Here is a 13,795-nt window from a genome sequence, read left to right on the forward strand (position 1 = left end):
CCATCGCGTACTGCACCGCGAACAACGCCGGCTGCTGCACACGGGTCTCACTCAGTCGCCGACCAGCCTCCAGCGACGGCTCACCAAAGAGCAACACCTCCAGGTCCTCACCCAGTTCCTCCTGCACCACACGCGCGCACTGCTGGAAGACCTCACGGAACACGCCCCGCTGCTCGAACAGTTCACGGCCCATGCCCACGAACTGCGAGCCCTGACCGGCGAAGAGGAAGGACACACTCGCATCGGAGCGGCCCTGTCCGGTCACCAGACCGGATCCCTCCGCCAACGCCCGCGCCGCCTCGTCACCGCTACGGGCCACCACCGCGGCACGGAACTCGTGCTGCCTACGCCCCGTCTGCAGGCTGTACGCCACGTCCCGTAGGGGATACGTGCTACGTCCCGCCAGGTGCTCTGTCAGGCGTGCCCGCTGGCCGGACAGCGAAGCCGCCGTCTTACCCGAGGTGACGAGCACCTCCCACGCGGGTTCGGTGCCGGAATCCTCCCGGCCGGGAACTTCCACCACGGGGGGCTGCTCAACGATCACATGCGCGTTGGTGCCGCCCATGCCGAAGGAACTCACCCCGGCCCGCCGTGGTGACGGGCCCGACCAGTCACGCAACTCGGCATTCACATAGAACGGGCTCGACTCGAAATCGATCTCCGGATTGGGCTTCCGGTAATGCAGACTCGGCGGAATCAGCCCCCGCTCCACACACAGAACTGCCTTGATGAACCCCGCGACACCCGCCGCGGTATCGAGATGACCCACGTTCGTCTTCACCGAACCGAGCGCACAGAAGCCACGCTTCGACGTCGACGCACCGAACGCCTGGCTCAGTGCGGCGATCTCGATGGGATCACCGAGCGGTGTCCCTGTCCCGTGTGCCTCGACGTAGCCGATCGACTCGGCGGTGACCCCCGCCACCTGCTGCGCCTCGTATATGACGCTCGCCTGCCCCGCCACACTGGGCGCGGTGAAACCGACCTTGTCCGCACCGTCATTGTTGACCGCGGAACCACGGATCACCGCACGGATCGTGTCCCCGTCACGCACCGCATCAGACAGCCGCTTCAGCACCACGAGTCCGACGCCACTGCCGCCGACGGTACCGCGCGCTTCCGCGTCGAACGCTCGGCAATGGCCGTCGGGGGAGAAGATGCTCCCTTCCTGATACTGGTAGCCGCCGCGCTGAAGGACGTTGATCGTCGCCCCACCCGCGAGTGCCACGTCACATTCGAACTCGAAGAGACTCTTGCATGCCTGATGAACCGAGACGAGCGACGTCGAGCATGCAGTGCCGATCGTCATGCTGGGTCCGGTCAGGTCCAGGCGGTGGGAGATCTGAGTGGCGGCAAAGTCCTTGTCGTTGAACAGCGAGATCTGGCGCGCGAACGAAGTCATCAGATCGGTGCGTGGCAGCAGGTGGTGGAGGAAGTATCCGCTGCGCCCGATACCCAGGAACACGCCGATCGTGTCCTCGACCTCCGCCGGGTCGCAGCCTGCATCCTCGAGGGCCTCGACGGCCACTTCGAGGAGGAACCGCTGCTGCGGATCCATGATCTCCGCCTCGCGTGGCGTGTAGCCGAAGTACGCAGCGTCGAACTCCTCGATCCGTTCGAGGATTCCACCCGAGTTCACGAGCGCCGGATCCGCCAGGATCGCGGGGTCACCATGTGCGGCGATGACGTCGTCGTCGCTCAGGCGAACGATCGACTCCCTCCCCCGGACGAGGTTCTGCCAGAACTCCTCGACGTTGGCCGCTCCGGGGGCACGCAGTCCGATCCCTACAACGGCAATGCTTCGATCGTCGGTCACTGCTTGTCTCCAGTCCGTGCTGCGCCCATTGCCGCGCGGCGCCTTTCGAGTCGACTCTGGACACCGGCGAAAGTCGGCTTGTCCTCGGTCCCGGATATGTGCCGGGCCAGAGAGGCGATCGTCGGATATCTATACAGATCGGTCATGGTGACCCGGTTCGGATAGGCGGCCTTCAACTGGCCGAAGACTCGGGCCAGGAGGATCGAATCGCCTCCGAGGTCGAAGAACCCGTCGTCGGCTCCCGGGCGGGAGACCCCGAGGACTGCCTCCCAGATCGCGGCGATCGCCTTCTCGGCCTCGGCCGAAGGAGCCCTGTAGGCGCGCTGCGCCTGCGCCGGTTCGGGAGAAGGGAGCGCAGCCCAGTCGACCTTTCCGTTAGGCGTCAAAGGAATGGCGGGCAGCTCGACGAACCCGGCTGGAACCATGTACTCGGGGAGCGTCGCCCGCACCGCTGCCACTGCCTCTGCCCGGTCGAAAGCATGGCCCGCTTCTGCGACGACGTACGCCACGAGGCGCTTTGTGCCCATCCGGTCTTCGCGCATGACGGTCACCGCGTCACGGACACCATTGAGCTTCCTGAGTGCCGCATCGATCTCTCCCAGCTCGATGCGGAAGCCGCGCAGTTTCACCTGGCGGTCGTTCCGGCCCAAGTATTCGAGTTCGCCGTGAGGGAGCCAACGAGCCAGGTCCCCCGTACGGAAAAGGCGAGCTCCGGGGCGTTTGCCGAACGGATCCGGAACGAACCGCTCGGCCGTCAACGACGGCCGGCGGTGGTAGCCCTGCGCAACACCTTCACCCCCGAGGTAGAGCTCTCCCGCGACACCCGTCGGGACGGGGATCATCGAGCAGTCGAGCACGTAGGCCTGGGTGTTCGCGATGGGGCGCCCGATGAGGGGCTTCGTGCCGTCCTCTGGGACGAGGGCGAACGTCGAGTACACGGTGTCCTCGGAGGGCCCGTACAGGTTGTGAACCTTGCGTACACCGTCACGCGCGTAGAGCCGGTCGACGAGATCGCGGGACACCGGCTCACCTCCGAGGTTGACCACGCGCAGGCGGGCCGGCAGCTCACCCAGGCGCAGAAGGGCGTCCATCGCAGAGGGGACGGTGTTCACCAGCGTCACGCTGTCGCGGGCGGGCAGGGACGGCAGCAGGAGCGCGTTCCCCGCGAGTATGACGGTGGCCCCGGTCGTAAGCGGGAGGAAGAGCTCGAATACGGAGAGGTCGAAGCAGATCGATGTCGAAGCCAGCGTCCCCTCGAGCTCGGCCGGCGAGAACACGCCCTGCGCCCAGGCGAGGAATTCCCCGACATTGCGATGCGTGACCTTCACGCCCTTCGGCACACCGGTCGAACCCGACGTGTAGATCACGAGGGCTACGGACTGCTCGTGCAGGGCCGTGCGAGCTGCCGGGGCTCCGGCCGCCTCGGCAGCGACTTCCGGGTCGTTCTTCTCGTCGACCATCAGCAGCCGGGCCGACGAGCGCGAGAGGGCCTGACGCGTAGAGGCGTGGGCCAGCACCACAGTGGGCGCCGCGTCGGCCAGGATCTGGTCGATGCGTGCCGACGGGTACGCAGGATCAAGCGGGACGTATGCCGCCCCCACCTTCCAGATCGCCAGCAGCGCCGCCGGGAGATCGGCGTCACGTTCGAGGCATACCCCCACGAACGCTCCGGGGGTCACCCCCGCCGCACGGAGCCGCCGCGCGAAGCCGTTGGCGACTGCGTCGAGCGCTGCGTAACTGAGCTGCACGTCCCCAGCGATGAGGGCCGTCGCATCCGGTGTTGCCACCACCTGCGCCTCGAACAGTTGGTGCACGGCGAGCTGTACGCGCTCCTTGGTCGTCGGTCCGTTCCAGTCGGCCAGCAAACGCTGCCGCTCCCCCACGCCCACGATCGGCAGGGTGCCAATCGTGCCCTGCGCGTCGGCCAGTCCGGTGAGCAGGACCTGGTAGTGCTCCAGCATCCGTTCGACGGCAGTGGAGTCGAACCGCTCCTCGTCGAACGCCAGCTGGAGGGAGATCTGTTCGCCGGGAGCGACCACCAGCGTGAGGGGGAAGCTCGTCTGCTCCGACATGCGGACCGATTCGACGTGTATCCCTGCTCCGGGGGTGTCGAGTGCCGCCCCCAAGGGGAAGTTCTCGAACACCACGAGTGACTCGAACAGCGGCACATCGCCCTGCACGTCCGCCCAGCGCCGGATCTCCGTGAGAGGCGAGTACCCATACTCCTCGCGCTCGACCTGATCCATCTGGAGCTTGCGGAGCCAGTCGGCGGCACGCGCCTCGTCGTCGACATGGACGCGCACCGGAAGCGTGTTGAGAACGCACCCGACCATCGACTCCACGCCGTCAATCGACGGTGGGCGTCCCGACGTCACCATCCCGAGTACGACGTCGCGTTCACCGCCGTAGCGGCGGAGGAGGACCGCCCATGCTCCCTGCACCAGAGTGCTGAGCGTTATCCGCTCACGCCGCGCGGCGCCCTGAAGGGCCGCCGTGGTCTCGCGCGAGAGCAGCACACGCCGCCTTTCGACTCGGCCGGGCTCCCGGTGGCCGGCCGTCGGCCGGTCGACTCCCAACGAAGTCGGGCCGTGCACTCCGGCGAGCGACCTGCGCCAGTAGTCCTCCGCCTTGGCGGCATCCTGCGCGCGCAGCCACGCTATGTACTCGCGGAACTCCGTGACCGGACCGAGTGCCGCCGATCCGCCTTCCACCAGGGCCTGGTAACCACGCATGATCTCGCCCATCACAACCGGCATCGACCAGCCGTCGGAGATCGCGTGATGGCGCGTCCATAGGAAGCGGTGCCGATCCTCCGAAAGGCGCACCAGAAGGCAGCGCATCAAAGGGGCGCGGGACAGCTCGAAGTCCTGCCCGCGGTCCTCCGCCATCAAGGCGTCGAACCGTGTCTCCTGCTCATCAGCAGGCAAGCCGGTCCAGTCCTCCTCTCGCCAAGGAAGGCTCACCCGTCGGCGTACTACCTGCACTGGTTGGCTCTGGTCGAGACGCATGAACAGAGTGCGATGGGCTGCGTGACGGGCCGTCACCTCGTTCCAGGCGGCTCGGAACGCGTGCACGTCGAGGGGCCCGCAGACATCGAACGCCAGCTGCACGACGTAGACACCACTATGGGGGGCGAGCTGCGACTTGAGCAGCATGGCGTGCTGGAGCGGCGACAGCGGATAGATCGCCTCGATGTCGTTCGTCTTGTTCATTGCGTCAGTCAGTCCTAGCTCTCGAGGTCCTCAAGAAGGTCATCGAGCTCATCCTGGGTCAGGTCGATGTCCGGGAATGCGGTCGGATCGAGCCGCAGGCGGCCCGCTCGGCAGTCGTCGAGAACCCGTCGCACCGAGGCGGTGAACCGGTGGGCGAGTGCCTCGATCGTTCCCGTGTCGTGCACCGACTCGCTGAAGGTGAAGTCGATGCGGAGCAGGCCGTCCGCCACGATCCCGTTGATGTTCAGCAGGTGCTTGCGGCGTTGCGCCCCGCCGTGCGACGCGCCGACAGAGTCGGTGGACAGCGCGAAGAGTGAGTCCGAGCGTCGTGAGGCGTCGGCTTGCCCCAGGTAGTTGAACACGATCTCCGCCTCGCTCCCACGGCTGAGGCGTGTGCGGGTTGGCTCATCCGCCAGATGGCGCAGCAGACCGAACCCGACCCCGCGGCGCGGAATGCTCCTCACCTGTTCCTTCACGGCCCGCAGGCCGTTGTCCCCTGCCAAGTCGAGGCGCAGCGGATACATCGCCGTGAACCAGCCGACGGTCCGCGAGGTGTCCACGTCATCGAAGAGTTCCTCGCGGCCGTGGCCCTCCACATCGACGAGCAGCGCGCTGGAGCCGGTCCATGGTGCGCACGCCTCGGCCAGTGCGTACAGCAGCACCTCGTGCACATCGGTCCTGTGTACGGCGGGCACGTCGCGCATCAGCGTCGTCGTGTCGTCCACGGAGAGCATCGCGGTGACTGTCCGCACGGTCGCCTCGGTGTTCTCCCCGTCGTGCTCGCGCGGCAGCGGCACTGTCGCCCACTCGACCTGGCGGGCCCAGAAATCGAGTTCACCCAGCGTCTCGCCGTCGGCAGCGTGTGCTTGGAGCCTCGCAACCCATTCCTGGTACGAGGTCGTCTTCAGGGGAAGCAGAACGGAGCGCCCTTCACGCAGCGCCTCGTAGGACGCCTGGAGGTCCTCCATGAGGATGCGCCACGAGATGCCGTCGACGACAGTGTGGTGGACGACGCTGTAGACCTGGTCCTGGCGCCGACCGCCGTAGTCGATGTAGACCATACGGATCAGCGGCCCGTGTTCCAGATCCAGACCGCGCTGCGTGCGTGCCTGCATGGCGGCGATTGCTGCGGCCCAGGACGACGGCGGCTCGCTCGTCAGGTCGAGACGGCCGACCGGTACGACTCCCTCCTCCGGTGCACTCGTCCATTGACGTACGCCGGCTCCCTCACGGACAAAGCGGTTGCGGAGGGCGTCGTGGTGGCGCACGACGGCATCACGTGCTTGTGCGAGCAGGTCAAGGTCGAGGCTTCCTGCGATGACGTCGACCAGTATCGCCTGGTTGTAGTGGTGGGCGTCGGCAAGTTCCTGCTCGAAGAACCAGCGTTGGATGGGGGCCAGCCCGGTCTCGCCCTCGACCAAGCTCTGATCTGCCCTCGACCCGGTGCCCTCCTTGACGACCAGAGCCAGCTCGGCAAGCGTCTGGTGCTGGAAGAGGTCACGGGCGGAGAGGACGATCCCGGCGTTCTTTGCACGCGAGACCATCTGAATGGCGATGATCGAATCGCCGCCGAGGGCGAAGAAGTTGTCGTCCGCTCCGACCCTCCGCAGCCGCAGCAGCTCGCTCCAGATCTGTGCGAGCCGTGCCTCGATGGGTGTTCGGGGCGCAATGAAGGCGGTCGTCGGCTGCTGCTCGGTATGGGGTTCGGGCAGCGCCTTGCGGTCCACCTTTCCGCTGGGCAGCAGCGGCATCACGGCCAGCTCGACGATCAGGGTGGGGATCATGTAGCGCGGCAGCCGCTCCTCCAGGTAGACGCGTACGCGGGCCGGGTCGAAGCCGTCCGCCGTGACCACGTACGCGAGGAGCCGCTTGCCGCCGCGTCCGTCGTCGTCGGCCACGACCGCGGAGGTCGTCACGCCGGGCGCATCCGCGAGCACGGATTCCACCTCGCCGAGTTCCACCCGGAAGCCGTGCACCTTGACCTGGTGGTCGCGCCGGCCGATGAACTCCAGTTGTCCGTCGTGCCGGTACCGCACGATGTCGCCGGTGCGGTACATGCGCGCCGCGGGTTCCGCCGCGAAGGGGTCGGTGACGAACCGTTCGGTCGTGAGCTCCGGCCGGTGCAGGTAGCCGAGGGCGACACCGTGACCCGCGATACACAGCTCGCCGGGTACGCCGACCGGAACCGGGTTCAGCCGCCCGTCCAGGACATGGGCGCGCGTGTTGGAGAGCGGACGGCCGATCGAGTTGCCGGCGCCGGTCACCACGTGGCTGGTGGACCAGATCGTCGTCTCGGTCGGACCGTACATGTTGAGCACGCGGCCGCGAACGCTTACTGAGAGCGTGGCGGCCAGCGCGGGCGGCAAGGCCTCTCCGCCGACGAGCATCCAGTCGAGCCCGTTCAGGGACCGTCGTGCCTCGTCGTCGGACACCATCAGCGCGGCAAGCGACGGCGTGCACTGGAGATGCGTCACGCCGTGCTGCTCGATGAGCCCGGCTATGTCCTGGCGCGGCTTTTCCTCGGGGATGGGTGACACAAGCCGGCGCAGGGCATCGAGGTGCTCGAAGCTCGCCAACACCTCGTCCGTGCTGACCCCGAAGTCGATGAGGCAGGCTATTTCGTCCACTCCGCTCTCACGGAGCCGGTCCACGAAGGACGCGCACTGCTCCGGTGTACCGAAGAGCCCGCTGCTGTCGTAGTAGCGGTCGAAGGCGTGATCGAGGAGTGCGTCGAGGTCGCCCTCGTCGAAGTCATCGAGTTCGAGCCCGCGCGAGCGCGCGATGGGACGGACGAGATCGACGGACTCGCGGAGGTAGTTCTTGAACGGCTCACGCACCGTCCGCCGGACGAAGTCCTCGTCGTCCGATACGAACGTGTGCAGCATCAGAGTGACATGACCTTCACCGGCGTGTCCGGCCTCGGTCCAGGCCGCACGGTAGACCTCGATCGCCCGCGCCAGGTCCTCGGCCGACTGTCCGAGGAGGTGCGTCAGCAGGTTGGCGCCGATGGCACCGGCACGACGGCACGTCTCCGGATTGCCCGCTGCCGTGATCCAGACCGGAAGGTCCGGCTGTACCGGGCGCGGCAACGTGCGCACCTCGATCTCCTCGCCGGTGCCGGAGGTCGTGCGCACCGCCTCACCGCGCCACAGCCTGCGAACCGTCTCGAGATCGCGGAACATGATCTCCTTGCGGTCGGCGAAGTTCTCGGGAGCGAGGGCGAAGTCGTGCGGCTGCCAGCCGGAGGCGATCGAAAGCCCCACCCGCCCGTTGGACAGGTTGTCGATCACCGCCCAGTCTTCGGCCACCCGGATGGGATGGTGCAGCGGGAGCACCAGGCTTCCGGTACGGATTCCGATCCGACTGGTGCAGGCGGCGAGGGCGGCTGCGGTGATGCCGGGGTTCGGGTAGAGCCCGCCGAATGTGCCGAAGTGGCGTTCCGGAGTCCACACAGCGGCGAAGCCGTGCTCGTCGGCCCAGCGTGCGCCGTCGAGGAGCAGCCGGTACTTGTCGGTCCCGCGCTCACCGGCGTCGCTCGCGAAATAGAACAGGCTGAGGTCGACGGACCGGTCGGGGCCGGCTGTTCGGGCCTCGCTCAGCACCAGCTCCTCACCGGCCAGGACGACCTTGAAGCCACGCGTGAGCGACCACAGCAGTTCGAGAACCGAGATGTCGAAGGTGTAGTGCGTCAGCGCGAGCCAGGTGCCGGGTGTGGAACCGCCGAAGCGGTGGTCCATGGCGGAGAAGAAACCGGCCAGGTTCCGCTGCGCGACCATGACCCCCTTCGGCCGGCCGGTGGACCCCGACGTGTAGATCACGTACGCGCGGTGCTCGGGGCGAACCGTGCGGACGGGCGGGGGCACGTCGGCAGGCGCGGGCGTCCTCGGGTCGACGAGCTCGACGCCCTCCGGGAGCTCCGCCGCACGGATGCCCGGTGCGACCACCAACCCCAGCCGCGCGTCCTCGATCATGTATGCGATCCGGGCCCCGGGAGCCTGAGGGTCCAGCGGGACGTACGCGCCGCCCGCCTTGAGCACGGCGAGCATGGCCACGACCATCTCGACCGAGCGTTCCAGCCAGATGCCGACGAGACCGTCCTCGGCAACGCCCCGGGCCCGCAGGACCCGCGCCAGCCGGTCTGCCTCCCGGTCGAGTTCGCCGTAGGTGAGGGAACGGTTCCCGAACACCAGCGCCGTGGCGTGCGGGTCGGACTGCGCACGTGCCTCGAAGGCGTCGGCCACGAACGGCCCGTCGCCGGGAGCCGCGTAGTCCTGGTTCCACTCCGAAAGGACGAGTTCCCGTTCCGGATCGGTCAGGAGGCCGAACTCGCCGATGCTGGTGTCCGGCTCGCGGACGATCGCGCGGACCAACTCCGTGAAGTGGCCGGCCAGCCGCTCCATCGTCGCCGGGTCGAAAAGGTCGGTGCGGTACTCGATGCGCCCCGCCACTCCCTCGTCGTTCTCGACCAGGTCGACGGTGAGGTCGTACTTCGCGAAGGCACCTGGCAGGGGCAGCGGCGCGATGGCGAGACCGTCCATGTCGAGGCCGTCGCCGGGCGCGGTCTGGTACACGAAGAGCGCCTGGAAGAGCGGGGTGTGCCCGGGGTCACGTGGCGGGTTCAGTGCCTCGACGAGGCGTTCGAAGGGCAGGTCCTGATGTGTCTGCGCGGCGAGCGTCACCTCGCGCACCCGGCCGAGCAGCTCGGAGAACGACGGGGCGCCGGACAGATCGGTCCGGATCACCAGCGTGTTGAAGAAGCAGCCGATGAGGTCCTCGGCCTCGGCCCGCGTCCGGTTCGCGACGGGCGTGCCGACGACGATGTCCTCCTGGCCCGTGTAACGCGACAGCAAGACGTTGAACGCGGCGAGCAAGGCCATGAACATCGTCGACTGCCGTTCGCCGGAGAGGGCGCGCAGCGCGGCCGCGGTGGTGGGGTCGATGGCGAGCGGGACGGTCGCTCCCGCAGTTCCCTGAACGGCGGGCCGAGGACGGTCCGTCGGAAGTTGCAAAAGCGCGGGCAGTCCGCGCAGCTGCTCCGTCCAGTAGTCAAGCTGCGGCTGGATCTCCTCGGCTTCGAGCCGGTGGTTCTGCCAGGAGGCGAAGTCGGCGTATTGGATCGCCAGAGGTTCCAAGGGGGAGGCATGACCCGCGCGGAACACGGCGTACAGCGTCACAACCTCCTTCCACAGAACGGCAGTCGACCAGCCGTCCGAGACGATATGGTGCAGGCACAGGAGCAGGACGTGCTCTTCGGGCGTGACACGCAGGATCTCGGCCCGGAACAGCTCATCGCGTTCGAGGTCGAAGGTGCGCGCGGCGAAGCCCTGCGCCCTGGACAGCACGTCCGGGGCGCAAACGTCCACCACCGGGACGTCGGTGGGAGAGGCCTCACGCACGACCTGCCGGGGAACGCCATTTACCGGGATGAAGTTGGTGCGGAGCGCCTCGTGGCGGCGGACGACCTCGCTCAGCGCCCGAACGAGAGGATCGATCTCCAGGGCGCCACTGATGCTGATGGCCGCGGGGATGTTGTAGGAGGCATTGGCGCCGTCGACCTGTGAGAGCACCCAAAGACGGCGCTGCGCGTACGACAGGGGCAACGGTCCGGTGCGCTCGATCGGCGTGATCGAGTCGTCGCCCCCGGCCTTCCCGACCGTACGTTCCTGGTCGATCAGTCCGGCCAGCTCCGCCACGGTGGGGGCGTCGAACAGACTGCTGACCTGAAGCCCCACTCCGGTCGCCGCCCGTACCCTGGCAACGACACGGGTGGCGCCCAGCGAGTTGCCGCCGAGCGTCTGGAAGAAGTCGTCGTCCACGCCGACCTTCTCGCAGCCGAGGATGTCCTCCCAGAGCCCCGCGAGCAGGGTCTCCGTCTCCGTGCGCGGTGCGACATAGCTCTCCGCCCTGGCCGCGTCGGGCTCCGGCACCGGCAGCGCCCGCCGATCCACCTTCCCGTTGGGGGTCAAGGGCAGTGCCGGCAGGGTGACGATGGCAGCGGGGATCATGTAGTCGGGCAGGTGCGCACGCAGCTGCTCGCCAAGTTCGGCGGTCTGCAGGTGGGCACCACGGCGTGCGACGACGTACGCCGCGAGGTAGGGGTCGGCGCCCTCGGAACGTACGACGGCCACGGCATCGCTGACCCGCTCACTGCGCAGGAGCACCGTCTCGATCTCGCGGAGCTCCACCCGGTGCCCACGGATCTTCACCTGCTGGTCGGCACGTCCCAGGAACACGGTGGCGCCGTCCGGCCGCTGCCGGACCACATCTCCCGTGCGGTACATGACCGCGCCCTGCTCGTCCGAGAAGGGATCGGGTAGGAAACGCTCGGCCGTCGCGCCCGGCCGCCCCCAATAGCCACGTGCGACGCCCCAGCCACCGATGTACAGCTCGCCGGGGGCTCCTTCCAGTACCGGGCGCAGCTCCGCGTCCAGGATGTAGGTGCGGTAGTTCGGCAGGGGACGGCCGATGGGGACGGGGCCGTTCACCTCGTCGGGAGTGGCGAGGGCCAGGGCGCCGACGGCCGTCTCGGTCGGCCCGTAATGGTTGACGATCCGGAGGCCGGGGCGCCGCCTCCGCACCTCCTGGGCCAGGGACGCGGGCAGCTCTTCACCACCGAGCACCAGGCAGGTGGTGGGCAGCAGCTCGGTGCCGTCTTCGGAGTCAAGCAGCGCTGCGAGATGCGAGGGAACGATCTTCAACATGTCGACGGGCTGTTCGCGGAACCGGCGGACGAGGGCCTCGGTCGACAGGACTTCGTCTGGCGCGGCAAGGAAGAGCGACCGGCCGGTGGACAGGGCACCGAACACCGCGGTGTGTCCAAGGTCGGCAGCCGTGGTCGCCAGTGTGCCCAGAACGGCGTCGTCTGGCAGGTCGAGCAGGGGCAGGACGCCTTCGACGTAGGTGCGGATCGCGCGGTGCGGTACGCCGACCGCCTTGGGGCGCCCGGTCGACCCGGAGGTGAAGATGAGGTAGGCAAGGTGCTCCGGCTGTACGGCGACGACGGGCGGTGTGTCCGGCAGTGAGCCGAGCTCCGGGGTGTCGTCCAGGTCGAGCAGCGGTATGCCGTCCGCCCCTTCGAGAGAGGTGAGCCCGCGGTGCGTGACGATCACCGCCGGGCGGGCGTCCTCGATCATCTGCGCGAGGCGGGCGGCCGGCACGGACGGGTCGAGGGGAACGAAGGCGCTCCCCGCCTTGAGCACGGCGAGCAGGGCTGTCACATACTCGACGGAACGCTCGACCACCAACCCGACGGGCACGTCGGGGCCTGCTCCCCGCGCGCGCAGGGCGTGCGCCAAACGGTTCGAGGTCCGCTCGACCTCGGCGTACGTCAGCCGCTCACCCCCGCACACGACGGCGAGGGCGTCGGGCCGGGCGGCGGCCCACCGCTCGAAGCGAGCGTGCACGAGCCGGTCCTCAGCGGGGGGCCGGCTCTCACCGGTGCCGTGCGCCAGAACTCGCGCGGTCTCCTCCCCGTCGGCGAGCCCGAGGCCGCCGACCGACGCCCCCGGATCGGCCACAATCGCGCGGACCACGGAAGCCAGCTGGTCGGCGATCCGCGTCGCCTGCCGTACCGACACCTGCCCGGTGCGGTGGACGATGCTCAGGGCCAACTCGCCCTGTGCGCCGTGCGCCACTTCGAGGTGGAGGGACGAGCCCCCCGGCGGGACGTGGAGCCCCACCATGGCCACACGCAGGTCACCGAGGCGTACGTCTCCCGGCATCTCGGTGCAGGCGAACGAGAAGGGGACCGGCTCGGTGGCCTTGGTCCCGTCGAAGGAGAACTGGTCCGCAGGCGCCTCGGACTGCGTCCTGCCGAGGTCCTTGACGAGGGCCTCGAAGGGCAGAGCCGGGTCCATCACGGTGAGGGTCGGAACAGGGCTCTCGAAGGTCCCGACCACGTGTTCCAGTTCGTCCAGACCACGGGACGTCGGGAGGACCGCGGTCACGATCCGGTCGTCACCGGTGAGCCGCCACAGCAGCACCTGCCAGGCACCAAGCAGCAGCGAGGGCACCGACCGGCGCAGCTGCGAGGCCACCTGCCCCACTGCTGCGGCCTGTGTCCCGTCAAGCGGAACCCGCACCACACCGCAGTCGGCGTCCGTGCCGCTCTCGAAGAGCATGCGCATCTCGCGGGCAGCGGGCAGCTCGCGCTCAAGCCAGGTGTCCATCTGGGCCCGGGCCTCGTTGTCGGCGACCTGTTCGTGCAGCCACTCCGCCGCGTCCAGGTACTGCAGTGACACCTCGTCCTGCGCCTGTCCGCCTAGTGCGGCGGTGAAGTCTTCGAAGACCACCGCGAACGACCGGCGGTCGACGAACATCCCGGAGGCCGTCAGAACAAGGACGGACCGGCCCGAGCCCACCATGAGACGTGCCCGGAGCGGGTCGGCGTACCCCATGGTCTCGGACGGACGATGTGCGTCCTCGTCGGCCGCCCGCCGGACCGCCTCGGCCGCGGCGTCCGCCCCGTCCGGAAGGACATCGTCGATCCAGTCCGGCTCAGCGGCGCCGTCCACCGTCTGGAGGGGCGCTGCCAGGCCGGACACCGGCACCAGCCTGGCCCGCAACGACTCATGCCGTTCCATCACGGCCTGCACCGCGCGCACGACCTCGGACCGCTGCGTCGGCCCTTCCAGAGCGATACGGCACTGTGCGCGTCGCCCGGCAGCATGCGACCACGCATAGGCCTGCTGGGGCGACAGCCGGAAGCCGGCCGTCGGCGTACGTTCAAGATCGGCGTCGTTCATCGTTTTGCGACTCTCCATTGATG

General features: G+C 68.4%; 3 protein-coding genes. All 3 read right to left on the reverse strand.

What is annotated here, in order from left to right:
- A partial coding sequence (locus tag AC07B0_RS30240; protein ID WP_478899331.1) for a type I polyketide synthase occupies positions 1 to 1,816 on the reverse strand: 1,816 nt, incomplete at its 3' end.
- A complete protein-coding gene (locus tag AC07B0_RS30245) occupies positions 1,813 to 5,028 on the reverse strand; it encodes an amino acid adenylation domain-containing protein (RefSeq protein ID WP_478899333.1) in 3,216 nt (1,071 codons plus the stop codon). The genes AC07B0_RS30240 and AC07B0_RS30245, both read right to left, overlap by 4 nt.
- Positions 5,029 to 5,042: 14 nt before the next feature.
- On the reverse strand, positions 5,043 to 13,790 hold the full coding sequence (locus tag AC07B0_RS30250) for an amino acid adenylation domain-containing protein (protein ID WP_478899335.1): 8,748 nt from the start codon (positions 13,788 to 13,790) through the stop codon (positions 5,043 to 5,045).
- Positions 13,791 to 13,795: the final 5 nt, after the last annotated feature.

Source organism: Streptomyces sp. NPDC044704, from assembly GCF_056433525.1.